The organism is Pantoea sp. ABR1s (assembly GCF_057812235.1).
Genome location: NZ_CM173823.1, coordinates 2016073 through 2040600, shown reverse-complemented (window position 1 = coordinate 2040600; position 24528 = coordinate 2016073). Strand labels below are relative to the sequence as shown.

Below are 24528 nucleotides of genomic sequence, written 5' to 3'. Positions count from 1 at the left end.
AACCACAAGGAGTCTTACGTGACCTCAGCGTATCAACAACTTACCAAGACGTTCCAGCGCCTTTCCCGTTTCAGTCACGTCACGGCCATCGCCGGATGTGACATGCAAACCACCATGCCGCCGGGCGGCAGTCAGGCGCGTGGTGAAGCGCTGGCCGAAATGAGCGTGTTGCAGCACCAGATCCTCACTGCCCCTCAGGTTGGTGAGTGGCTCAGGGCCGCAGAGCAGCAGTCACTCAACGATGTTGAGCGGGCCAATCTCAACGAGATGCAGCGCGCTTACCAGCAGGCCACCCTGCTGCCTGATGATTTTGTTGAAGCCAAATCAATCGCCGGTTCGGTATGTGAACATGCATGGCGCACTCAGCGTCCGGCCAACGACTGGCAGGGCTTCGCCGCCAATCTCAAAGAGGTGGTGCGTCTGAGCCGCGAAGAGGCCCAGCGCCGCGCCGACGCCACTGGCTGCTCGCGTTACGATGCGCTGCTGGATCTTTATGAGCCGGGGATGACCCGCGCCCGGCTGGATGAAACTTTTGGCGAACTGAAAACCTGGCTGCCCGATCTGTTACAGCAGGTCGTGGAAAAACAGGCGCAACAGACTGTTGTCACGCCGCAGGGGCCGTTCGCCCTGCCTGCTCAGCGTCAGCTCGGCCTGAGCATCATGGAAACGCTGGGTTTCGACTTTAACCATGGCCGGCTGGATATCAGTGCGCATCCCTTCTGCGGTGGCGTGCCGGAAGATGTGCGCATTACCACCCGTTACAACGAGAATGAGTTTCTCAGCGCCCTGATGGGCGTGATCCACGAAACCGGCCACGCCCGCTATGAGCAAAATCTGCCGCAGCAGTGGCGCGGGCAGCCGGTGGCGCTGGCGTGCTCCACCGCTATCCACGAATCACAAAGCCTGTTTATGGAGATGCAGCTTGGTCGCAGCCGCGAATTCCTGCAGCGCATTCTGCCGCAGGTGATCGCCACTTTTGGCGATCAGCCTGCCCTGCAGGCGGATAATTTTGTGCGCCTGACCCAGCAGGTTAAGCCTGGACTGATCCGGGTTGACGCCGATGAGCTCAGCTATCCGGCGCATGTCATTCTGCGCTATGAAATCGAGCAGGCGCTGATTGAAGGCGAGATTGAGGTTGAGGATATCCCGGCGCTGTGGGATGAGAAGATGATGCAGTCGCTGGGTCTGGATACCCGGGGTAACTACCGCGATGGCTGTATGCAGGATATCCACTGGACCGACGGCGCCTTTGGCTACTTCCCGACCTATACGCTGGGCGCGATGTACGCCGCACAGCTGTTCCGCTCGGTACATCTTGCGATTCCTCAGCTCAGCGAGCTGATTCAGCACGGTGAGCTGCAGCCGGTATTCGACTGGCTGCAACAGAACATCTGGCAGCACGGCAGCCGTTTCTCCACCGACCAGTTGCTGATCAACGCCACCGGCGAAGCGCTGAATCCGGCTTTCTTCCGCCAGCACCTTGAACAACGTTACCTGAATAGCTAAGCTCTCGGGCGGTCAGCTGACCGCCCTTTCCCTCCTTTGTACAATCGGTTACACGCCGATACCAAACACCCACGGACACCGTTCATTGATATCCCTATAGTCTCTTCACCGGCCCCGCAGTGGGCTACACATGAAAAAATAGTCTTCGAGGGATTTGCAATGAAAAAATTATTTGCACTGGTTGTCGCCGCTGCTATGGGTATGTCTTCTGTTGCTTTCGCTGCTGACACCACAGCTGCTCCAGCTGCTGCGCCAGCCGCAACAACCACTACTACCGCTGCAGCACCGGCTAAAACCGTTCACAAAACTGCGCACAAGAAACACCATAAAGCGGCTCAGAAAGCGCAGGCTGCTAAGAAACACCACAAAAAAGCTGTGAAAAAAGATGCCGCGCAGAAAGCGCAGGCTGCTAAAAAAGTTCACCATAAAAAAGCGGTAAAACCTGCTGCACAGAAAGCCCAGGCCGCTAAAAAAGTTCACCACAAAAAAGTCACTAAACCAGCTGCTCAGAAAGCCCAGGCCGCTAAAAAAGTTCACCACAAAAAAGCCACTCAGCCAGCCGCTCAGAAAGCCCAGGCTGCTAAAAAAGTTCACCACAAAAAAGTAGCTAAACCAGCTGCACAGAAAGCTCAGGCTGCTAAAAAAGTTCACCACAAAAAAGTTGTGAAACCAGCAGCTAAAAACTAAGGTCGCCTTCAGCGCACGGCCACGAGATGATGATTAAAAACACCCGGTTCTGCCGGGTGTTTCTTTACTGGAGTGGATGATATGGTGCGTCGCTATCGCTTCGAAATTATTCTGCTGGTGATGATCCTGTGTGGCATTGTTGCAGCAAGCTTTTTTGTTTAACCGCTGTAGCGTACTGATTAACCAATAAAACTCCCTTTTTCAACGCTCACCGACTATAGTTACCGTACTTACGTAATAACAATAACGTTAATTTTTTCTCGCCATTGAGATTTCTATGCGCCTGGCTACCCTGTTAATGGTTGGACTCTTCAGCTTTGCCACCACGGTTCATGCCGATGATGACGATGACTCGCCTACTCCTGCTGAAATTAAGATGCTGTTTTTCGGTAAGGATCATCGCCAGGCAATCACCGATATTACCGCTGCCCCCTGGGATGCCATTGGTCAGCTGGAAACCGAAAGCGGCAACCTCTGTACTGCCACACTCATCTCTCCGCATCTGGCGCTGACCGCCGGACACTGCCTGCTTGCCCCGCCGGGTAATTTCGATAAGCCGGTTGCGCTGCGATTTATGGCCAGCGATAAAGGCTGGCGCTACGAGCTTCATGATATTGATGCGCGGGTTGAACCCTCGCTGGCGTCAAAGTTAAAAGCGGATGGTGAAGGCTGGATCGTGCCGAGCAGTGCAGCCCCCTATGATTACGGCATCGTGATTTTACGCAATCCGCCCTCAGCGATTACGCCTATTCCGCTGTTCGATGGCTCACGCAGCGATCTCACTGCGGCGCTGAAGCTGACCGGACGCAAAGTGACGCAGGCAGGCTATCCGGCTGATCATCTGGACACGCTTTACTCCCACAGCGATTGCCTGATCACCGGCTGGGCGCAGCGCGCCGTGCTGTCGCATCAGTGTGACACCCTGCCAGGTGACAGTGGTTCGCCACTGCTGCTCAACAGCGATAAAGGCTGGCAGTTAATCGCGGTACAAAGCTCAGCACCGGCTGCGAAAGATCGCTACCTGGCTGATAACCGCGCGATTTCGGTCACTTCGTTTAAAGATAAGCTGGAATCCCTCGCGCAGTAGCCCGCACTCTTACCCTCATTATCGGATGCGCGCCGGTTACGGCGCGCATCCCGGCACTTAACCCGCTATCAGCTCCATCATCTGCAGAATACGCTTATCTGAGATGGGATAAGGCGTACCCAGTTGCTGAGCAAAATAACTGATTCGCAGCTCTTCGATCATCCAGCGGATATTTTGCACCTCTTCATCATCCTGACGCTGCGGCGGCAACTTGTTGCGCCACGCCTGATAAGCCTGTTCCACTGCCTGTACTTTTAACATCCGCGCACGATCGCTGTGCGGATCGGCAGGCAGTTTTTCCAGTCGGCGCTCAATCCCATGCAGATAACGCAGCGTATCGGCCAGTCGCTGCCAGCCGTTGCCGGTGACAAAGCCGCGATAAACCAGGCCACTTAACTGCGCTTTGATGTCAGATAACGCCAGCGCCATGGTCATATCGACCCGGCCCTTCAGACGCTTATTAATGTTGAAGACTGCCGTCAGGATCTGCTCGACCTGCTTCGCGATGGTCACCACGGTTTCATTGAGTTCGCCTCGCACTTTGTCACGCAACTGCTCAAACGAGGTTTGATCCCAGGCCGGACCGCCCGCTTCCCCCATCAGCTTGTCGATGCCACAGGCGATGCAGTCGTCAATCAGCTCCAGCACTTTGCCATAAGGGTTAAAGTAGAGTCCGAGCTTGGCTTTGTTCGGCAGCTTCTCGTGCAGATATTTAACCGGTGACGGCACATTCAGCAGCAGCAGGCGACGCTGACCGCGCCACATCATTTTTTGCTGCTCCTGCTCGCTGTCAAACAGACGAATGGCGACGCTCTCTTTCTCGTCGACCAGCGCAGGCCAGGCTTTAACCTGGTAGCTGCCGCGCTTCTGTTCATAACTGCGTGGCAGATCGCCAAAACTCCAGATATGCAGCCCACTCTGCTCCAGCCCGTCATCCGCCACTTTCGACAGCGTTTCCTGCACTTTGTCTTTCAGCTGTGCCTTAAGCGCAGTGAGATCTTTGCCTTCCAGTAGCTTACGATTGTGCTCGTCGACTACCCGGAACGTCATTTTCAGATGATCGGGCACCTGTTCCCACTGCCAGTTTTCCCGCTCCAGCGTGACGCCGGTCATGCGGCGGAATTCCCGCGCCAGCGCATCAGGCAGCGGCATCTCCATCGCTTTCACCCTTCCTAAAAACGCCTCGGCGTAGTTGGGCGCCGGCACCAGGTTACGGCGCAGCGGCTTGGGCAGAGACTTAATCAGTGCGATGATCAGTTCACGGCGCACACCGGGGATCTGCCACTCAAAACCGCTATCTTCAACCTGATTCAGCAGCGGCAGCGGAATATGTACCGTCACGCCATCCGCATCTGCGCCAGGCTCAAACTGATAACTCAGCTTCAGTTTGAGGTTGCCCTGATGCCAGAAGTTGGGGTAGTCGAGCTGACTGACTTTATCCGCACCCTCTTTGATCAGCATCTGCTTGTCGAAATTCAGCAGTTCTGCGTTTTCGCGACTGGCCTGTTTCCACCAACTGTCGAAATGCTTCGCCGAGACCACCTCTTTGCCAATGCGCTGGTCATAAAAAGCAAACAGCGTTTCGTCATCAACCAGAATGTCGCGGCGACGGGATTTGTGTTCCAGATCTTCCACTTCGCTGCGCAGCTTCTGGTTTGCGCGGAAGAAGGCGTGTCGGGTCTGCCAGTCGCCCTCCACCAGCGCGTGACGAATAAACAGTTCACGGCTCAGGGTGGGATCGATGCTGCCATAGTTAACTTTACGGGCGGCGACAATCGGCAGGCCATAGAGCGTGACTTTTTCGGTGGCCATCACCGCGCCCTGCGATTTCTCCCAGTGCGGTTCACTGTAGCTGCGCTTGATCAGATGCTGTGCCAGCGGCTCAATCCACTCTGGTTCAATACGGCCCGCCGTGCGGCCCCACAGGCGGCTGGTCTCGACCAGTTCCGCCACCATGGTCCACTTCGGCGGCTTTTTAAACAGCCCGGAGCCAGGGAAGATCGCGAAGCGGGTATTGCGCGCGCCGGTATACTCCTGCTTATCGGTGTCTTTCTGCCCGATATGCGACAGCAGACCGCTTAACAGCGCGCAGTGGACGGGCTGCAGCTCAGCCGGTTCACTGTTAACCGGAATGCCCAGTTCACGCACCACCTGCCGCAACTGGGTGTAGATATCCTGCCATTCCCGCACGCGCAGATAGTTAAGGAAATCGCTTTTGCACTGGCGGCGGAAAACATTCCCGGACAGCGCTTTCTGCTGCTCCGCCAGGTAGTTCCAGAGATTCACATAGGCGAGGAAGTCGGAGTCTTTGTCGGCAAAGCGCCGGTGCTTCTCATCGGACGCCTGCTTTTTATCTGCCGGACGCTCACGCGGATCCTGAATCGACAGGCCTGCGGTGATAATCATCACTTCGCGCACGCAGCCAAATTTCTGCGCTTCCAGCACCATCCGCGCCAGGCGGGGATCCACCGGCAGCTGCGCCAGCTGACGCCCGGAACCGGTGAGCTTGTAGTGACCGGTCTCTTCGTTCAGGGTCAGCGCGCCCAGCTCTTCCAGCAGGCGGACGCCATCCTGGATATTGCGCTTATCGGGCGCTTCCACAAACGGGAAGGCGGCGATATCGCCGAGGCCCAGCGAGGTCATCTGCAGGATGACTGACGCCAGGTTGGTGCGCAGGATTTCAGGATCGGTAAAGGCCGGACGACTCAGGAAGTCATCTTCCGCGTAGAGACGGATACAGATACCGTCTGATACGCGGCCGCAACGCCCTTTACGCTGGTTAGCAGACGCCTGTGATATCGGTTCAATCGGCAGGCGCTGCACTTTGGTACGGAAACTGTAACGACTGATACGCGCCGTACCGGGATCGATCACATATTTAATCCCAGGCACCGTCAGTGAGGTTTCCGCGACGTTGGTCGCCAGCACGATACGACGGCCACTGTGCGACTGAAACACCCGGTTCTGTTCGGCGTTCGACAGCCGTGCATAGAGCGGCAGCACTTCGGTGTGTGGCAGATCGCGTTTGTTCAGCGCGTCGGCGGTATCACGTATTTCACGCTCACCACTCATGAAGATCAGGATATCGCCCCGACTTTCCCGGCCCAGCTCATCCACGGCATCAAAAATCGCCTGCAGCTGGTCACGATCGCTGTCATCCGCCTCTTCGATCACCGGCCGATAGCGCACTTCAACCGGATAGGTCCGGCCTGAGACTTCAATCACCGGCGCATTATTGAAATGACGCGAGAAACGCTGTGGATCGATGGTGGCGGAAGTGATAATCACTTTCAGATCGGGGCGACGCGGCAACAGCTCTCGCAGATAACCGAGCAGGAAATCGATATTCATGCTGCGTTCGTGCGCTTCATCAATAATGATGGTGTCATATTGCATCAGCAGACGATCCTGCTGGATCTCCGCCAGCAGAATCCCGTCGGTCATCAGCTTAATCTGCGTCAGGTCACTGACCTGGTCGTTAAACCGTACTTTATAGCCGACGCAGCCGCCCAGCGAAGTGCTGAGCTCATCCGCAATGCGATTCGCCACGGTACGTGCGGCCAGACGGCGCGGCTGCGTATGACCAATCAGACCCGTCACACCACGTCCCAGCGCCAGACAGATTTTCGGCAGCTGCGTGGTTTTACCCGAGCCGGTTTCACCGGCGACAATCACTACCTGGTGATCGCGAATCGCCTCAGCAATATCCTGCTGCTTCTGACTGACCGGCAGATTGTCCGGGAAGGTAATGGCTGGCGTGGCCGCACGGCGCTGGGCCACGCGCTGCTCGGCAGCGATAAAGTCCTGCTCAAGCTCGCTGGCAATGCCCTGCTGTGCCTCGGGATTTTTAGCTTTTCTGGCACCCTGTAAACGGCGCTGTAACCGCTGGCGATCGCGCAGCATTAGACCGTCGAGGCGTGACCAGAGCGCTGCCAGTGGGGAAGTATCGGGAGATGACATAATAGTGACGTACCTTACTCAGACGGTGTCGCTGCCTGAAGCAGCGCCCTGCAAGCCGGGATAACCAGCTGATTCAATAAAAAATAATTGCGCGCATCATAGCACATTCTGAACTGTTCCGGCGGCTGACCCCGGTTACGCTTATTCAATAAATTCGAACATGGGTCTCGAAATATTGCGCTTTCACCGCGCCATCGATAACCGTAGAGTGTAAACCATTGAGCGGAAAGTCTTCCGCGTAACAGACAGGAAACCACCATGAGCAAAGTTTTAGTTCTGAAATCAAGCATTCTTGCAGGCTACTCACAATCAAGCCAGCTCGCTGACTTCTACATCGAACAGGCAAAGGCCCAGGGTAAAGAGGTTACCGTACGTGACCTGGCGGCTAACCCGATCCCGGTACTGGATGGCGAGTTAGTGGGTGCAATGCGTCCCTCTGATACCCCGCTGTCACCTCGTCAGCAGGAGGCTCTGGACCTGTCTGATGAACTGATTGCAGAACTGCAGGCTCATGATGAAGTGGTGATTGCCGCGCCAATGTACAACTTCAACATCCCGACGCAGCTGAAAAACTATTTCGACCTGATTGCCCGTGCTGGCGTGACGTTCCGCTACACAGAAGCAGGCCCGGAAGGTCTGGTTAAAGGCAAAACGGCAGTCGTTATCTCCAGCCGTGGCGGCATCCACAAAGATACCCCTACTGACCTGCTGACCCCTTACGTCAAGCTGTTCCTGGGCTTCATCGGCATCACTGACGTTGAGTTCGTGTTTGCTGAAGGCATCGCTTACGGTCCGGAAGTGGCCAGCAAAGCGACCGCTGAAGCGAAAGACGCTATCAAGCAGATCGTGACGGCATAAGTCTCACTCATCTCAGGATGACGCTGTAAAAGACCGGGCCATGCGCCCGGTTTTTTTTCGCCGGTTACTGACTGCTCTCTGCCGCTTTTCTCAGCCACTGACCGTTAATGCCGCGCACATATTCCCCCGCTGCCGCACGGCTCACCAGCTTCTGTCCGGCAATACTGGCGACATCGGCCGTGGAGAGATTATTCTGTTCTGCCAGTCGCTGATACTCCTGCTGACGTCCGGCATTAATACGCTGCACCAGCGCCAGCGTTTCACTATCCTGCGCACGTGCCGCCAGATAGCCGGAGAGCGTTTCACCTGCCCGCCCCGATTGCCGCGCCTGATCCAGCGTTAGTGCCCAGGCAGGCTGCGCCATCGTCAGGGCGAGGAACAGCACCGCGCTTATGCGTTTCATCGTTGCTCTCCTCAGAACAGACCGCTCTGGTTTTTCAATAGCGCTTCCACGTCTTTATCGACTTTGATGTGGATCTCATGTTCGATTTTCACGTTCATGTTGATGGTGATGGGATCTTTAGGTGCCGTGACTTCAATGCGCGGCACGCAGCCGATGCTCAGCAGTCCGGCTGCCAGAACCAGTAGTGCCCTCAGGCTCATGGTGAAGTGTCCTTGTTGGATGGCAAATTCGCATGTTGCTCTAACCAGGATTGCAAATTATCGCCAAAGCGCAGGCTGCGCCAGAGCTGAAACAGGTTTTCCTGATGATGATAGTTGAGATTAACCGTCTGACGACGGTTACTGAACTGGCTGACGCCCTGCACCTGCGCCTCCATGGTGAGGTCGCCAAGATTATCCAGATTGATCGTGGCCCAGCTGCGGGAGACTTCCATATAGCGTAACCAGTCCAGCGCGGCGCCCGTCGCCACGTTATTGCGGGTAATCGCATCCGCCATATCTTTATCCAGCCGGAAGGTCAGCGGACCGCTGTTGGCAATCCACCCTTTCTCCACCAGCCAGTGTGGATTATTGAGCCACAGCGGCAGCTCACCGTTGACCTTGCCCGACATGGCAAACTGTTTAGGTTTCAGCGCCGTCACCAGCTCGCTGAGGCTGATATTGCGCAGCGACACCCGGGCTGGCTCATGCTGTGGCATGCGCAAAGCGGGCAGCGTAATTTGTCCGCCCAGCAGATCAAGGCTGACATCCTGCAACGTCAGCGGCGCCTGTTCGGACCACGGCCAGTTACCCTGCAGGTCAGCGCGAATATTCTGCATCGCAAACTGGTTCTTAACCTCGGCAATGCGCAGTGATACCGGGCCATGCTGACCAAATTGCCATTGCTGCTCATGGAATCTGAACGGCAGCGAGAAGTCGATACCGTTAACCTGGCTGTCGGGCGTCCAGATGCTGCCCTGTTTTACCGTCCAGTGGCCTCCCGCCTGGAAACCCTGTTCACTTGCGGCGGAAAAAGCGACCTGTGCCTGCAAACGGCCGCCCTGGATCTGCATTTTCATGTCGGGGCTGAGCAACGGCTGAAACACCGTCAGCGACTGTGCCGGCCACCAGGCCTGGCCGCGCAGCCGTTCGCCATCCCAGCGGCCGTTAACCCGCAGCGGGCCAACCTTGCCCGCCTGTAAACTGCCTCGCCAGATAAAATAGCCGGGATCACGACCTTCAGCCTCAAAGTCGAGCGTGGAGTCTGCCAGATGTCCGCCATAGCTGAAGCGGGTCTCTCCTGCCTGCAGGCGGAAATGCCCATTGAACGCCGGATGCGCCGCATCGCGCTGCCAGTTTACCGGTTTAGTCAGTGTCAGACGCGGTTTTGCAACGTTGACACTGCCATACGCCAGCTGATTAAAACCGGTGGACAAGGTATCCAGATGGATCAGGGTGTCGTGCCAGCCGCCCGTGCCTTTAACATCCCAGCGCGCCTGCAGCGGCAGCATCTCGCCACCTCCCCAGTAGCGCCAGTTCCATTCGCCCTTATCGGGCCAGAAATCATTGGCGCGGCCATCGAGATGCAACCGGAAGCGGCCAAAACTGGCATCGTGCGCATTCAGAATGGCCTGCAGGCGGCCATCAATACCCTGCGAGGAGAGTCGTACGCCCGCCAGCGGCCAGCGCGCTTCGTCCACTTCCAGCGTTGACAGCAACCGGCCCCGCAGGCGCAGCAGCGATTTAGGTTGCAGCACCAGTTGAGGATCGAGGATCGAGCCGCTGAGCACGCCCGGAATGGAGCCGTAAAGTTGCAGGTCGGCCAGCTTGCTTTCGCCGGTTAGCTGAAACGGCAGGTTGCTGTTGGTCAGGCTGAGATTGCCGGGCCCGACGCCGAGCACCACGTTGCCCTTGCCGCCGCGTCCCTGGGTCAGCAGGTTAACGCGACCGCTAATCTGGCTACTTTCAAGGCCAGACTGCCAGTTATCCAGCGTCAGGTTAACAAACCCTGATAGCGGCTGAGCCTCCAGCGGCCAGAAGTATTCGCCCTTTTCAATCCGAATCTGATCGCGGCTGATCTGCCACGGCAGTCTGAGAAGCGGCCGGGTCACTTCGGCCATTGCCACGCGTAGCTCGCCCTGCTGCTGCTGCCAGTTAAGCGTCAGCTTCAGGGGATGCGGCAGCGCGTCCAGCGCCAGCTGTCCGGTCACCTCGCCGTTCACCGGCAGATCAGTGGCAAAGGTGGGTAACGCCAGATGACCACTCAGCGTGACGGGTTCAGGAAGTGCAGGATGGGTGAGCGTCAGGCGAGTGATAGCGAGCTGCTGACCGGTCAGCGTTGCCGCCAGCTGCAGATTATCGCCCTGATAACTGAGTTGCTGACGATCTTTTTCCAGCGTCAGATCCAGCGCGCCCGCATACGTCTGCCACGGCGTAACAATTAATTTGCCCAGATGAACGTCGGCGCCAGGCAGCATTGCCTGCCATTCGGCCAGCGTTTTGGGGGCTGCCGTGCTGCCATCACTGGCCGGTAATTTTTGCAGGCAGGTGCTATCCAGCGTCAGCTCTGACGCATTCAGTTTCCAGCGCGACTGATGCCAGCCCAGTGACACCGCCTTTACCGTTGCCAGGGAGCAATCCCCTGCGAGATAACGAAGTTGTGGCAACCACAGGCCACCCTCCCGCCAGCGCGGTGCGCCCGACAGCTCAATGCGGGTATCTTCAGGTAGCCAGATGCCGACCAGCCGCGGCAGCCATTGCGTGACAGTCAAGATCAGGCCGAGCAGCAGCAGAATCAGCGCCAGAATGGCGGCCAGCCGTCGCCGGAACATCCGTGGCATAAAAGCCATAATCCTTTTCCTTACAGTATCCTGACAACGATGATGGCATGTAATCTGCCAGAGGTGAAGGTCTGCGCCGGACACAAGTCAGCTGTTTCAGCAAAGTCAGTCAGAAAACGTTATCCTTGCTCTATCACCTCTGCAGGAGCACAACGATGAAAATCGCGGTTTACAGCACCAAACATTACGATCAGAAATACCTTGAGCAGGTCAATCAGCAGTACGGCTTTGAACTGGTGTTTTTTGACTTTTTACTCTCTGAAAGCACCGCCAAAACCGCTGTGGGTTGCGATGCCGTCTGTATCTTTGTAAACGATGACGGCAGTCGCCCGGTGCTGGAAGAGCTGGCCGGGCTGGGTGTGAAATATATCGCGCTGCGCTGTGCCGGTTTCAATAATGTTGATCTGGCTGCTGCAAAAGAGCTGGGTCTGGAAGTGGTGCGCGTGCCGGCCTACTCACCGGAAGCGGTCGCTGAACATACTATCGGCCTGATGATGACCCTGAATCGCCGTATTCATCGCGCTTATCAGCGTACCCGTGACGCAAACTTTTCGCTCGACGGCCTGACCGGTTTTAACATGCATAACAAAACCGCGGGTGTTATCGGTACCGGTAAAATCGGGATCGCGACGATGCGGATTCTGAAAGGTTTTGGTATGCGGCTGCTGGCGTATGATCCCTACCCGAGTGAGCAGGCGCTGGAACTGGGCGCGGAATATGTCGATCTGAAGACGCTGTTTGCTGAATCCCACGTCATTACCCTGCACTGTCCGCTGACGCCGGAGAATCATCATCTGCTCAACGCCGATGCGTTTAAACAGATGCGTGATGGGGTGATGGTTATCAACACCAGTCGTGGTGGTCTGATTGATTCACAGGCAGCGATTGACGCGCTGAAACAGCAGAAAATCGGCGCGCTCGGCATGGATGTTTATGAGAATGAACGTGATCTGTTCTTTGAAGATAAGTCGAATGATGTGATTCAGGACGATGTGTTCCGCCGTCTGTCGGCGTGCCATAACGTGTTGTTCACCGGCCATCAGGCGTTTTTAACCGCCGAAGCGCTGACCGCCATTTCTGAAACGACACTGAATAATCTCAGCCAGCTCGACCGGGGTGAAAACTGCCCGAACCGGCTCTCTGCCTGACTGTGCGGGCCGGAGCAATCCGGCCTGATCATCAGCGCGCGCAATTCCCGCCAATTAACGCCTGCTCATCACAGCGACGGCCATTGACTAACTGACACATCCCCACTCTTGAGCCATCCAGCTGATGCGAAAATGCCAGCGTTCCGCCCGCATTCGAACAGGTGCTTTCTGCAAGGGAAGACATCACCACCCGTGGCTGGATGTGGGCGGCGGTGGCTTGTTGCGGTGGCTCGTTATCATCACTGTTGCTGCTGCAGGCAGAGAGTAATAACGCGGCACCGGCCAGCAAAAAGGTGGCTGCTTTCATCAGTCGGACTCCGGGAAGTGGGGGAAAAGGCTGGATCAGCATATGTCAGGCAGCACAACGGGTCGAGAGGTGAAACAGCTTTTTACAAAATTCTCCGGCGTCATTTGCAAGCAGAATTATCTTGTTTACCTGTTATCGCTGAACTGTCACCCTTTTTCGGCCCTTATTAATTCGGAGTAAAGCCATGTTAATGGATATGTTAATTCGCATAGCGCTGGCCGGTATTCTCGGCGGCCTGATCGGCATGGAGCGCCAGATGCGGGCCAAAGAAGCGGGACTGCGTACCCATATTCTGGTCGGTATCGGCAGTGCGATGTTTATGCTGGTATCGAAATATGGCTTCGCCGATATGCTCAATAGTGAGCATGTGGCACTGGATCCCAGCCGTATTGCTGCCCAGGTAGTCAGCGGCATGGGTTTCCTTGGCGCAGGCACCATTATGATTCAGAAGCAGGTGGTGAAAGGCTTAACCACGGCGGCGGGATTATGGGTGACTGCGGCGATTGGTCTGGTGATTGGCAGCGGCATGTATGAGATCGGCATTTATGGCACGGTGCTGGCGCTGGTGGTGCTGGAAGTCTTCCGCCGCCTGAGCCATTTTCTCATCGGTAAACATCATACGCTGCTGGTTTTTCTTAAGCCCAAAAGTGTGCCGCTGGTGCTGCTGGTCATGCAGCGGGAAGGCATTCGCTATGGCAATGTGACGGTGATTAATCGGGATGAGGAGAGTGGTCTGTGTGAGCTCAGCGTTCAGGTAACGCTGTCCCGCAAATCAAACGATGCTCACCTCTACGATAAGGTCATGGAGATCAAAGGAGTTCAGTCGCTGGAGATGATGTAAATTCCTTTCCATAAAGATCATTCCTGCTGAACACAGGCCGGTCAGCGCCAGGATGTTGCAGAAGGGAGTTATCGGTACGCACTGCCTTCTGCCCTCTCCATCAGATTCATCTATTATCAGAATCATGCAGCCTGACCTGAGATATAGAGCCCGCCGGGAATTAATGTCATAATCCGTGATTGTTTATTAAGGTAACAATTTATATGGTGAAAAATGCGCCAGAACTCTGACCATCGTGACGAAACCCTGTCCGCTTCTGTACGTAAAAGTAGCTGGCCGGTACTGAGCATGCTTATCTTTACGCTGATTGCGGGCGCTATGACCATCATGATGATCCTGGATCATCGTAATTCCGTAAATAATGCGCTTGAGACCGGACAGTGTCTGGTGGGGGAAGGCGCTGAAAGTTTGCTGGAAGTGCTCAGACATTTTTTACATCATGCTTATCGCTGGATTTTTAAAGCCTGTGGCTAGCAATAATAAATTCAGTGCAGCAGGAAATGCAGTAATCCGTGTCGGTTTACCAGCAACAAAACGCCGCAATACATGACTGCAACATAGCAGAGTAAAAAGAGTATCAGCGTCAATATAAATCGGACACCATAATTTTTTATATCGTGAGTGTTTACCGGATGTCTCATCGAATTTAAAGTTTGCTCCGTCCTTATTCACATATATAGCCAGCAATTTAACGATTTGTTTCGCTGCCCGCATTACCATGATGTGCGGAACGATGAAGTCACAGCTGGTCTCTCAGGAAAAACAGTTATGAGTGTAAAAATTAAAGCCGCCCTTTTTAATTTTCACATTCACTTTAATGGCTTTAATTTCACCCGTCTGTTTTGAAAAGCAACAGCTTTGGACGTGGCGATATGTGCCAGTAAAATCGATTCACATTTAATGGGATACAAAAAAACAGTGATGCCTGTGCATCTTACGTATTCCCAATTATAACCCGGCAGTGTCAACGCATATTCAACAGCAGCGTTTTTCAGATTCAGGCGTCAATAAATTTAACAGTGCATCAGGATATTTAACTCCCTGCAGATTTATAGCAACAATTCAAATAGAATTTTCAAATCAGATAAGCATAAACAGGACTCCGTTTATGCATGATTGATTAATAGCGGTGCATGCTCTTTTTTTTGCTTACTGGTCGCTCTGATGAAATATCTGTTAATTATCTCAATCATTTTTATGACTGCGGGTTGTGCGGCAAAAAAAGAGAATGCGCGGGCTGATGCTTACCAGGCATCACTGCCATCCTGTTCTGCGCACAATGATGAAATCGATTGCCAGTGGAAAGATGTGCCAGCCAGCTGACATCGTATAGTTGAACGCTATCCGTGACACATCAGCCCGCAATTTTTGGGTAATGACCTGGTAAGGCCTGCCCTCATTTTTCACTGAGTACCGCCGCATCGATTTATGTCGCTGCCCCCTTAACGGGTAGTCTCTGCCGGACTCCCCGGGCGGCTATCCGCTGATTACTTCACTCCAGTACTGGCATTCGCGGCAACAATCCGTACCATACGCTGCATATTCGTGACACCGCAGTGAAGTGTCTGGCTGAACGCGCACGGCAATTTGCCCTTTAGCTACGCTTTCTGGATTTTGAGATAGGTAAAAATGCAAGATAATCAAACGGTTGACAAGAAAGAACAGTACAACCTCAAGGTAAAGCATTAACGATGCCACCTTACTGAAAACAATAGTTTTCTTTTTGAATCATTAAATTACATCATGTTCTTATGTACGCCAACTAACGCTAAGCTACATTTTTCATGCCCTTTTTTTGCCCCTTTTCACTAAATCTGCCCCTGTTTTTGCCCCCTAAAGAGAGTTATGTCTAGGCCAAATTTTCGTGATCTCGCGTGTAATTTAACAAATGCTCACCATTATAAGCTAATTATTAATAACTATATATTTTCTTCACTACAAAGCCTTTTGTACGCATTTTATTACAACTTGTAATTAAGTCATCTAAACCAACATGGAATGACTTGTATTTCAAACATTATTTTAATTGTGCCAGCGGCCACAAATCCATCATATTTCAAAATGCCAAGCTTAAATTTAAAACACTAAATACTTAGTTTATCAATTATTTTTTTCTTTATTACTTGCCTGCCCTAATATTTCGAAAGCTTTACTTAAAACATTGGCATTGTTTATTTTATCCAGTTTATACTGCTCAAGTTCCACAGTGGTTTCATTCTTTTTCAAAAACCTATTTCTTTCAGTTTCTATCATTACCTTTACTAAATGCTCATTAACATTATCACTGTTAATATCTGCAGCAGTCTTTAAGGCCATATACTTCATTTCTATATTAGTAAGCTCGTTTTGAAAATATTTTATCTCATCCAAACTTCTTTTGTAGAGATTAAGGAAAAAGTATGCGAACACCTCAATTAGAATTACTAAAGAAACTCGTGGTATGAAATGTGAAACCAAGTTAATATAATCTTTAGATTCAGTATATTCGGTTAGAAGACTATACAAAAAATAAATACCAATCCCTGCCGTTATAATACCAGCTGATAAATTAAAAACTCCCCGCCTAGACTGAGATGATATTTCCCCCTCCAATCTAAAAGATATTTTATTGAATAGTTCATTTTTGTATTTTTCTTTAGATAAATAACCTGCATCATTTCTTATGTTATCAATCGAATTGGAAATAATATACTCTTTTGTCTTTTCTTCAAGCTCTTCAATAACTTGCCGTGTTATTTTCTCCCTGTCTGTTGAAGCCTTAATAAAATCATCATTTTCCATAGGGCTTTTTTGAATGTCTCTGGAAAATAAGGATGCTAATAATTCAACTGAAGCAACAAAAGTTTTCACCATAGACGACGCTTCAGAACTGGCATGCTTTAAAATAGTGTTCGGAGTGCTTGAATCACTTACTTTGGGCTTAATGTATTTATTACTTTTATCAAGAAAATTCGTCATGACAAATAGTAAGATAACGCCTGCTAGACTCAATATTATAGGGATGAATAAATTTGAGGTATTAGCACCCTCATAACCCATTTTTTTACCAGCGAGAAAAGAGAAATAACAAATAAAACCAAGTGCTATGAGAAAAGCAAAAACTCCAAATATTATAGAAATCTTATTCGAAACCCGATGTTTGACATCATCGGACTCAATATTTTCTTTAACATTCCGGGTTTCATCATTGACCTTTTCTTCTTCAGTTTCATTAACTTTTTTTTCTTCGGGGGGGTCATATTGCATAGAATACCTCCTATATTTTACATCATTTTATTCTATGTAAATAAGACTCCAAAAGAAAGCGTTATAGAATAACTATAATGACTCATACACGGCCACAATGGTGGCAGTAACCTTTCCCAGCATGATAATCCCTTCAAGCCCCTCTGCATCGATCATCTTGCTGTCTTGGGTGACAATCAACATTCTTAACAATCTCCCTTATTGAGAATAATCTCCAAGCAGGAAGGCTACTTTGTCGCCAGTCTTACCTTGGACAGTTCTGTCAACAATAGCGAATCCGGCTAGCGTCTCAATCATCAGCATGTGGGCCGGATGAGGCATCAGAATTTTGTTCAGGTCAATGCGCTGTTCGATGTGGTCCTGCGCTGGTGATGAAAACCCCATATCAGATTCCCCCATTCGGGTTGAACTGACGGTAGATTTTCGCCTCACCCTCCTGCGTGGATGCATCGCGGAACGTCACCATATTGGTTTTTATCCACTGATTAGCCTCACGCAGGCTGAGATGCCAGTTAAGCAGCTCAAGTTGGTGGACGAAATCCTGAGTAGTGACGATAACGCCCTGGCTTGGCTCCCGCCTCATAGCGTTCATAAATGCGTGCTTGATTTCATAGTCGCGGGGCATGATAAATTCCGTCCTGATGATGCTGTACGAATAAACAGTATTATCAGTGTAGCCATTTGATCAAGACAGACTTGTTCTGAAATTTGTAAAGGTTCTGATGGTGCAAGGTTTTTGAGTTCGCAAGTTTAAGTTGTAGTCACCAATCTCAAGACTTAAGCATGAAAGATACAGAATGGAAAAATTTCCTTAAGGCATTTTGACGTCTTGGAGTACAGCATTGAGCAAAAAAAAGACTAACTTTTTTAAAAAAATGAGTATAACCTTAAAAAGTTCATTTGTTAGGCATTGACCAAACTTGCAATCATGCTAGGATGAATCATTACAATTTTAACAAATCAAAACCAATTAAGAATTTACAGCTATTAAAGTAAGTTGCAGATATTATAATCTGAAAGCGCCCTCATTTTATGAATAAATATAATATTGAAAAATGCAATTCAGTTGAAAGCTTTTTAACGTTAGCAAAAAAGCATGGAGAATTGATTTGCACACCTAACGGTCAAGAGTACGACATTGTTATTGCAAATGACGGGAATAATGCCAAAAGGGATTCTTTCAGTAAGAATTTTGGTTTCGGCAAGTTCCCACTACACACTGACACTGCATTTTGGGCTACTCCCGCAAGAATATTGATAATGTGGTCACCCAACAGGAGTAGCGCGCCAACGACAATGCTTCCATGGAATGATATCTTAGATCGTTTTTCATTAAGTGAAAAAAAAGCTTTAAAAGATGCTATTTTTATAGTTAAAACCTTTGAAAGCTCTAATTACCGAGCTATAACCTTCCTCTCATCTGGAGAAATAGGATATAGATATGATCCTAACATAATGTTTCCAGCCAATAATCATGCTGGAAAATTTGTTGAAGCTTTTAATAACGTCATTTCAGAAATTAATTTAATTAATTTATATTGGTCTGGTTCAAATGCTTTAGTGCTTAACAACTGGAATATGCTTCATGGCAGAAGCCGAGTTAACAACGAGCATGAGAAAAGAAGAATATTTAGAGCCTACGTGAGGTAATATATGAGCTGGGATAGTGATTCCTTGTGGTCAAAAAGTAAAATTTATTTTCAAAGAGCTTTTAATGAAGACAGAGATTCTGATGTTTTTGGCCTTTGGTGCGCTATGGGGCTTGAACTGCTCTCACGATCAGCTGTCTCACACTTCAGCCCATGCCTGCTTGCTGAACCCGATAGAGATCATAAAAATCTTCTTGCCGCTCTTAATCTCAACGCTAAGATTTCACAGGCCAGATCTATATCTACTTCGCAAGTATTAAAACTTTGCAAAGAATTGATTACAGACTTCAATGATGATGACATTACGATAGCTATGGCATTGGCAGGACGTAGAAATGAAGAAGTTCACACGGGCGCTGCTGCATTTGTCGAATACAAACATCAACATTGGATTGGAGCATTTTATAAGTGTTGTAACGTCTTATCATTAGCACAAGATAGAAGCTTAGAAGAGCTTTTTGGTGAGGACGAAGCTACGGCAGCACAAGGCATAATTGCCGAGCTAGATAAACAAGTCAAAAAGCAAGTGATTGATCAAATTCAAGCGTACGAAAAAGTATTTAATGATAAAACGCCAGATGAGAGAGAAGCATTAAAAGTACTCGCACAACAAAAAGGAGAAATGCTTGCTCATATTAAACACCACAAAGTTACTTGTCCATCATGTGCTTGTACTGCCACGGTTCATGGAAATGAATTTGGAAAAGAGCAGATTGAAAATAAAGGTGATGAAATAATAACCAGGAGATCTGTTATCCCAAATAGTTTCTCTTGTCCGGCTTGTGGGTTGAAGTTGCATGGTTATGCCCAACTGGTTGCTGCCGGGGTTGCAGATCATTACACGAACAGGACACATTATACCCCTCAAGATTATTACGAAATGGTCGATCCTAGTGATTCCGAAGCAATGGCATCATTTGCTGAAGAACATGGGTACTGGAGTTTTAGTAACGATTAATGCTCAATTTTAGCACTGCTATCCTGCCATGCTATGGCAGGATAGTTATTAACCAACAAGTTCATATTAGACGCAGAAAAGTAAAAAAATCTTCGTTATACTAAAAAAGTTAATTACTAATCTCGTCTTTCATATGGTTATAAGTATTGAAAGCGCAACACTTTCAGCTATGCCTAACTGGATTTCTGACAACTCAAAAACTTTTATTAATATAGCCTCCTGCGATATAATTTCACCGCTTACCGCTAGCTGCCATACAGCCTCTCCCATAGCCATGCATGCTGCGTCATAGACCTGTTTTTCGAATTCCTGTTCCATAATGTCTCCTGATTGATGTGTGTCCTAATGGTATGACTGAACAGAAAAAATAAAGCGAAAGTATTCAAGGATGCGAGACGTGTTCCAAGATTAGGCAGTATGAACGAAGTTCTTTGTAATATTCTCATTTGGCAATAGCTTTGCAATAAGACTTAACCCATTATTAACTAAAGTCAAAAAAAAATCCCTATCAGACGTTTATTTTCTACTTCAGAAAATCATTTTTAACTACTGGATCATAGGGATTTGAGTCATGAAAATATTCGTCATAAATTTAGCTCGTTCAACTGAACGACGGAAATGCATTGAGCAACAACTATCACTCTTGAATCTTGAATATGAAATAGTAAAGGCCGTGGACGGCTCTGAACTTTCATATACAGACATTTTAAGAGAAACAAGGCCGCTGAACTACGCGCTTAGTTGTGGCGAAGTTGGCTGTGCACTAAGCCATATCAACATTTATAGAAGAATAGCCTCTGAAAATATACCGATGGCGCTGATATTAGAGGATGACGCTCTCATTGACCACATAACAGTAGAGGCCATGTCGGAAATTGAAGACAGGAATATTTCCTTCCCTACCGTCACGTTATTGACAGAGGGAGCTAAATATATTGATAAGCCTTTACACAAATCAGAGAGGAAAAAACACTTTATATATGAGGTATTGGAAGCCGCCTGCTCTCATGGTTATGTGATAAACAATAGTGCAGCATTTAGAATGGCAAATTTCCTCTACCCTGTCTGGATGGTTGCAGACAAGTGGCAGGTACTAAAGGAGTATTCAGTTTGCAAGGTTGAAGCTGTTATTCCACCAGTAATTCGTAAAACATCACATGCCGATAATTCAACCATACAATTTGATAATGATTTTAAAAAAAGATTAGAAGAAGAGAAAGGTTTAATGTGGGCGGGAATCAAAAAAAACCGCCCACTCAAACTTAAGTTGAAACGACTGCTTTGGTCTTCTTTTATTTATCCATTCCTTAAAATATCTAAATAAAGCCTTTTATGGACTCTCTGGCCAAGCGATCACGTTATATCCCGCCTCATCTTTGACGCTGCTGAGATCAAGGGATTTCAGTGCGCGTATATATGCCATCCACATAACGAGCGCCGACCTATCCAGATCGCTAATCACACCCAGTTCCAGTTCAGTCCGCCAGTCCGCCGTCATGGAATTTGCAGTAGTCAGCAGGTCAGTGCGTTGCTGCTGGGCTCTGGCGCTCCAGTCAATCAGACGATCAGCCAGGACCGGAGCGCCATTAGTACCAGCTACTATCATTTTTCCACTCGCCTGGCCCTCGATCAGCGATCGATATAGTTCATCGGTTATTTGCTGAGCATCATCAGGCCAGCCATTAGCAGAGGCTTCATAAACCTCTCTGAAAGCATCATGATAAAAACCGTTATTCGTTGCACTGTAATAAATATCGCTCATATATTCCTCACCATCCTATCGCCTCCCAGTACGATCCGGCCGTGTCCTGACCACAGGTAAAGCCAGATTGTGTTACGTTTCCCGCCGTCGCATAATTGTCCGCTAGTTTGCCACCCCCTCCAATAACAGTTACCTGAACGTTTGCGCAGGTATTTGGAAACGTGATCGGGAAATTTACCTGAAAAAAACCTGTCGTCGCGCCAGCATTCAAATATCCCCACTGTCTGATGCGACCAGTTGCGCTATCCTTTTCCCAGCCCCCACCGAGATCAGCGGTATTTTTTAACTGAAAATTTGGTAGCACCCATCCGCTATTATTGCTATTAATCGAGGCAGTGATTTGATTATTCAGCGCGACATTGAGCGCATTAATTTGAGCCAAAACCCACTGATTAAGGTATCCGCCCCATGCCGAACCATAGATATTGCCATCAGTTGCCATCCAGCATGCCCCCGCCCCTGCATAGAGCGTTCCGCCAGCGGTAAAATCGTGACCTGTAGATAATTTACCTGTAGCAAAATCAGCAATCAGGGGGCGTAGGGCGTTATAGCCTCCATGTGGATCGCCTTCGTTCGTGAACATCAGATACAACGCATTTCCATCAAAGCGCCAGAACGTGCTACGTTCATCACTTACAATACGAAAATTATTGACTATGTTTGACCATACCTCGCCTTCAACTTCGCCCCCAGCCAATGGATAAGCGCTGATATTCTCAGGTGTTAAATTAATCGCTCCTTTTTCGTCGGGCAGCACTTTGTTCACGCTTCGAACGAGCCCATCACCCAGCGAATAAACTTTCACCGGGTTCATCACACTGAAAAATGACTTGGTTTTATCCAGCAGGCACGCGATTGGAACATCAGCAAGAATATCACCGGCTTCAAGCTCGACCTTCTTTCCTTTGTACAGCGGAAACGTGCCAAGTATCCGGCCTGCAACCGTTACCTGCAGTGTGGCTGCGCCGGTATTGGTCAGCGTCGGGGTGATGATGAGGGGCGTTCTGAAATCCCAATCCGTCGAGTCATTTAAAAAAAAGGTGCCTGGCAGTTGGATGGCCAGTGCGTTCTCACTGCCTCCGGCGACCGCGGCAGTGTACTGGCCTGTCTGAAGCTGCTCCGCCTGGACGAAACCGTTCTCAGAGCCGCGAGTGGCAAAGTTAGCGACAACATCGTTCAGTGACCAGCCCCTGGCCGTGGTGCCTTCCTGACCACGCACAACCGTCAGTACATCGCCTCTAACTGCCGTCAGGTGACAGATCTCATTTACGGTCTGGCTCGTATTGGTCAGAGTTAATATGGCGTAAACGCTCTGAGGATTTGAGTCGTTCTCCATGTCAGTAGTCAGCAATTTAGCAAACATGGCCCCCTGTTCCGGCATAACAGTCAGGGTTGTCTGTATAGACGTCACGTTCTCAGCCAGCGCTGACACAACATTATTTCCAAATCCGGTAATCATTGGCTGACTGCCTCCGCTTCATAAGTATAAATAAACGGCAAATTAACCAGGCGCGTATTAATTGCTCTTACCAGAAAATCGCCTACACCATCTCCATATTCAGGAATTTTTAACGCGAATGTTCCATTTTTGCTGGTTACGCTAACGTCAAATGTATTTTCCAGAAGCGGATCTACTCCTGACTCACCATGAATAAAGCGTGCAATTCTGCGTTTGAGCCACTCAACGGAAAACTGGAATCCATCACCTTTATAAAAGTTCCATGTGAGAATGCGCTTAAAATAGTTATCAGGAAGATGCTGAAATGTTCCAGGATGAAAACTTTTCATATGTGCATAGTAAATGTCGTTATATTCGACAGTATTATATGCCCCTTCTGCTATTGTCGCGGTTGAGGTCTGCAACAATGGCCGTTCAACGCCATAAATCCCCAGGGCTACCCAGTCAAGCAAATACCCTTTAATCAGCGGTGACGTCCAGCACGGCAGGTAAAGCGCGTTGAAAGCATCGAGATATTGCTGAGCAATTATGTTGTAGGCTTTGAAAAATGCCACTACGTTTGGATCGTCACGGTATTGCACAAACGGATAGGCGGGAATAATTTTCTCAACTGGCTGGCTCATACTGCCTCACCGTTATTAAGCTGGAATCAGTATCAAAATAACCATACAGATCACCGCTGACCAAACCGGTATGTTCGTCCTGTTGAACTATTTTGCCATTAATTGCTACTAAAACATCTATGTATGAAACGTTATCTTCGCTAACAATACCGGCAACGGCAGTCAGGAAAAGTTTTTTTATTCGATAAATACTGACAGGCATACCCACCGCAATATTCTCAATATAATCAACCAGAACCGGGATCACCGCCGAGCTGATAGTTTCATCTGAAAAATCGATCAATGTTGCGTTCCAGGTAATTATCAACCCCAGTTGCTGGGAGATTGGAACGATAAACGGCACCTGATAACTGTCAGGGTAACTGGTGATTGTCGGTGTAACCACCGTTGGCACATTCCCGGAGGGATCGTTAACATCGCCAGTTAACACCGAAATATCCGGGACTGACTGATATATTGCGTGCGCAACTTCATAGGGATCACCGCCGCCGACCACAACAGCCCACTGTGAAAGATTAATCTGTCTGTATGCGATTAGTGCGGGTTTAACCCCCTCCACTTTGGTGAGCATCGCCTTCAGAAGATCTGGCACTCCCTGAACGGTTGCCATGCCCATCTGCATCACCTGCGCACGATATTCAGCATTGTTCTGCGCATCGTTTCCCGGCAGCCCCGGATCGGTATTAGTACACGTCAGTGTCTGTGATACAGGAACTGAGGTAATGATCTGAGTAACAGAGCCAGCCGGCACTGCCCACGACCCGCTGGTTGTTGCCAGACAGTAAACCGGACTCGTCTGTCCGGATGCCGGTATCACCGTATTTGCCTGAACGGTATACTGATAGTTGCCATCTGAGACCACAAACCCTTTTGGTACAACGAAACCCGGCAACCCTTTAAAAATGACATAAACGGATGTGTTAGAGCCAACTCCTTTCTGTGCACCGTAGATATTACCGAGCTGATCAAGTAACGGCACGTTGGCCCCGTATGGTGTGACTGAGTTGATAGCGTCCACCATCGCCTGGTCTATCAGGGCCAGCGCGCCGACCGCTGTACTGGCCAAATCAGTAATGAGGGATGCCGGAAGGTTTGCGGTATATCCGGGCACCTCTGCAGATACGTTCTCGATCAACCTGGCAAAGAGCGTTTCGGGTGGCGTGGGCTGCGCGCCCGCCTGGGTTACTGTTACGGGAAGGTCTGACATTTTCACTCC

25 protein-coding genes are annotated in these 24528 nt (G+C 49.9%); 12 read left to right on the top strand and 13 right to left on the bottom strand.

Annotated elements, in window-relative coordinates:
* Window positions 1–18 precede the first annotated feature (18 nt).
* From ACXKZD_RS09555 to ACXKZD_RS09540, 4 genes are all read left to right on the top strand, one after another.
* Complete coding sequence (locus tag ACXKZD_RS09555) at window positions 19–1506, top strand: carboxypeptidase M32 (RefSeq protein ID WP_488981557.1); 1488 nt, start codon at window positions 19–21, stop codon at window positions 1504–1506.
* 159 nt (window positions 1507–1665) lie between these two features.
* Window positions 1666–2193, top strand: a complete 528-nt coding sequence (gene asr / locus ACXKZD_RS09550) for an acid resistance repetitive basic protein Asr (protein ID WP_072171253.1) — start codon at window positions 1666–1668, stop codon at window positions 2191–2193.
* An 81-nt stretch (window positions 2194–2274) separates the two neighbouring features.
* The gene (gene ydgU / locus ACXKZD_RS09545; RefSeq protein WP_010244657.1) at window positions 2275–2355 is read left to right on the top strand and encodes a small membrane protein YdgU; all 81 of its coding nucleotides are present in this window, start codon (window positions 2275–2277) and stop codon (window positions 2353–2355) included.
* A 115-nt stretch (window positions 2356–2470) separates the two neighbouring features.
* Window positions 2471–3280, top strand: a complete 810-nt coding sequence (locus ACXKZD_RS09540) for a trypsin-like serine peptidase (protein ID WP_010670211.1) — start codon at window positions 2471–2473, stop codon at window positions 3278–3280.
* Between the two features lie 57 nt (window positions 3281–3337).
* Here the strand turns inward: ACXKZD_RS09540 and hrpA are convergent, their stop codons facing one another.
* Window positions 3338–7240, bottom strand: a complete 3903-nt coding sequence (hrpA, locus tag ACXKZD_RS09535) for an ATP-dependent RNA helicase HrpA (protein WP_488981556.1) — start codon at window positions 7238–7240, stop codon at window positions 3338–3340.
* Between the two features lie 258 nt (window positions 7241–7498).
* Between hrpA and azoR the strand changes: the two genes are divergently transcribed.
* Window positions 7499–8098 carry an FMN-dependent NADH-azoreductase gene (gene azoR / locus ACXKZD_RS09530; protein WP_010244651.1) on the top strand — a complete coding sequence of 200 codons (600 nt, stop codon included), beginning with the start codon at window positions 7499–7501 and terminating at the stop codon, window positions 8096–8098.
* A gap of 64 nt (window positions 8099–8162) precedes the next feature.
* Here the strand turns inward: azoR and ACXKZD_RS09525 are convergent, their stop codons facing one another.
* From ACXKZD_RS09525 to ACXKZD_RS09515, 3 genes are read right to left on the bottom strand one after another with little or no spacing between them, the layout of a single operon-like run.
* A complete protein-coding gene (locus tag ACXKZD_RS09525) occupies window positions 8163–8501 on the bottom strand; it encodes a YdbL family probable chaperone protein (RefSeq protein ID WP_033779117.1) in 339 nt (112 codons plus the stop codon).
* A gap of 11 nt (window positions 8502–8512) precedes the next feature.
* Window positions 8513–8701, bottom strand: a complete 189-nt coding sequence (locus ACXKZD_RS09520; RefSeq protein ID WP_009090058.1) for a YnbE family lipoprotein — start codon at window positions 8699–8701, stop codon at window positions 8513–8515.
* Window positions 8698–11328 carry a YdbH family protein gene (locus tag ACXKZD_RS09515; RefSeq protein WP_488982075.1) on the bottom strand — a complete coding sequence of 877 codons (2631 nt, stop codon included), beginning with the start codon at window positions 11326–11328 and terminating at the stop codon, window positions 8698–8700. Before ACXKZD_RS09515 ends, ACXKZD_RS09520 begins: the two co-directional genes overlap by 4 nt.
* Before the next feature lie 146 nt (window positions 11329–11474).
* Between ACXKZD_RS09515 and ACXKZD_RS09510 the strand changes: the two genes are divergently transcribed.
* Window positions 11475–12467, top strand: a complete 993-nt coding sequence (locus tag ACXKZD_RS09510; RefSeq protein ID WP_488982074.1) for a 2-hydroxyacid dehydrogenase — start codon at window positions 11475–11477, stop codon at window positions 12465–12467.
* 31 nt (window positions 12468–12498) lie between these two features.
* Here ACXKZD_RS09510 and ACXKZD_RS09505 read toward each other — a convergent pair whose 3' ends face one another.
* On the bottom strand, window positions 12499–12774 hold the full coding sequence (locus tag ACXKZD_RS09505; protein WP_003853763.1) for a putative hemolysin: 276 nt from the start codon (window positions 12772–12774) through the stop codon (window positions 12499–12501).
* A 184-nt stretch (window positions 12775–12958) separates the two neighbouring features.
* On the opposite strand from ACXKZD_RS09505, the gene ACXKZD_RS09500 reads away from it, so the two are divergent.
* The 3 genes from ACXKZD_RS09500 to ACXKZD_RS09490 all read left to right on the top strand — a co-directional run bounded on the left by ACXKZD_RS09500 (window position 12959) and on the right by ACXKZD_RS09490 (window position 14938).
* Entirely contained in the window at window positions 12959–13615 is a 657-nt protein-coding gene (locus ACXKZD_RS09500) for an MgtC/SapB family protein (protein WP_010670214.1), read from the top strand.
* Between the two features lie 213 nt (window positions 13616–13828).
* Window positions 13829–14089, top strand: coding sequence for a hypothetical protein (locus ACXKZD_RS09495; protein WP_010670215.1), 261 nt, complete (start codon window positions 13829–13831; stop codon window positions 14087–14089).
* 690 nt (window positions 14090–14779) lie between these two features.
* Complete coding sequence (locus ACXKZD_RS09490) at window positions 14780–14938, top strand: hypothetical protein (protein WP_010670216.1); 159 nt, start codon at window positions 14780–14782, stop codon at window positions 14936–14938.
* A gap of 777 nt (window positions 14939–15715) precedes the next feature.
* Here the strand turns inward: ACXKZD_RS09490 and ACXKZD_RS09485 are convergent.
* The 3 genes from ACXKZD_RS09485 to ACXKZD_RS09475 form a co-directional block, all read right to left on the bottom strand.
* Window positions 15716–16861: a hypothetical protein gene (locus ACXKZD_RS09485; protein ID WP_488982073.1), complete on the bottom strand. Its 1146-nt coding sequence runs from the start codon at window positions 16859–16861 to the stop codon at window positions 15716–15718.
* Between the two features lie 198 nt (window positions 16862–17059).
* On the bottom strand, window positions 17060–17245 hold the full coding sequence (locus tag ACXKZD_RS09480) for a S24/S26 family peptidase (RefSeq protein ID WP_488982072.1): 186 nt from the start codon (window positions 17243–17245) through the stop codon (window positions 17060–17062).
* Between the two features lies 1 nt (window position 17246).
* Window positions 17247–17453, bottom strand: coding sequence for a DNA polymerase V (locus ACXKZD_RS09475; protein ID WP_488982071.1), 207 nt, complete (start codon window positions 17451–17453; stop codon window positions 17247–17249).
* Window positions 17454–17893: 440 nt separating this feature from the next.
* Here ACXKZD_RS09475 and ACXKZD_RS09470 point away from each other — a divergent pair, with 440 nt between their 5' ends.
* Together ACXKZD_RS09470 and ACXKZD_RS09465 are read left to right on the top strand one after the other, a co-directional pair.
* Entirely contained in the window at window positions 17894–18511 is a 618-nt protein-coding gene (locus tag ACXKZD_RS09470; RefSeq protein ID WP_488982070.1) for a Fe(II)-2OG oxygenase family protein, read from the top strand.
* 3 nt (window positions 18512–18514) lie between these two features.
* On the top strand, window positions 18515–19468 hold the full coding sequence (locus ACXKZD_RS09465) for a hypothetical protein (protein WP_488982069.1): 954 nt from the start codon (window positions 18515–18517) through the stop codon (window positions 19466–19468).
* A 129-nt stretch (window positions 19469–19597) separates the two neighbouring features.
* On the opposite strand, the gene ACXKZD_RS09460 is transcribed toward ACXKZD_RS09465, so the two are convergent.
* Entirely contained in the window at window positions 19598–19786 is a 189-nt protein-coding gene (locus ACXKZD_RS09460) for a hypothetical protein (RefSeq protein ID WP_488982068.1), read from the bottom strand.
* A gap of 253 nt (window positions 19787–20039) precedes the next feature.
* Between ACXKZD_RS09460 and ACXKZD_RS09455 the strand changes: the two genes are divergently transcribed.
* Window positions 20040–20792 carry a glycosyltransferase family 25 protein gene (locus ACXKZD_RS09455; protein WP_488982067.1) on the top strand — a complete coding sequence of 251 codons (753 nt, stop codon included), beginning with the start codon at window positions 20040–20042 and terminating at the stop codon, window positions 20790–20792.
* A 6-nt stretch (window positions 20793–20798) separates the two neighbouring features.
* On the opposite strand, the gene ACXKZD_RS09450 is transcribed toward ACXKZD_RS09455, so the two are convergent.
* From ACXKZD_RS09450 to ACXKZD_RS09435, 4 genes are read right to left on the bottom strand one after another with little or no spacing between them, the layout of a single operon-like run.
* On the bottom strand, window positions 20799–21230 hold the full coding sequence (locus ACXKZD_RS09450; protein ID WP_488982066.1) for a tail fiber assembly protein: 432 nt from the start codon (window positions 21228–21230) through the stop codon (window positions 20799–20801).
* A gap of 7 nt (window positions 21231–21237) precedes the next feature.
* Window positions 21238–22641 (bottom strand): gp53-like domain-containing protein, encoded by a 1404-nt coding sequence (locus ACXKZD_RS09445; RefSeq protein ID WP_488982082.1) that lies wholly within the window; start codon window positions 22639–22641, stop codon window positions 21238–21240.
* 44 nt (window positions 22642–22685) lie between these two features.
* A complete protein-coding gene (locus ACXKZD_RS09440; protein ID WP_488982065.1) occupies window positions 22686–23312 on the bottom strand; it encodes a hypothetical protein in 627 nt (208 codons plus the stop codon).
* On the bottom strand, window positions 23296–24519 hold the full coding sequence (locus ACXKZD_RS09435; protein ID WP_488982064.1) for a baseplate J/gp47 family protein: 1224 nt from the start codon (window positions 24517–24519) through the stop codon (window positions 23296–23298). Before ACXKZD_RS09435 ends, ACXKZD_RS09440 begins: the two co-directional genes overlap by 17 nt.
* Window positions 24520–24528: the final 9 nt, after the last annotated feature.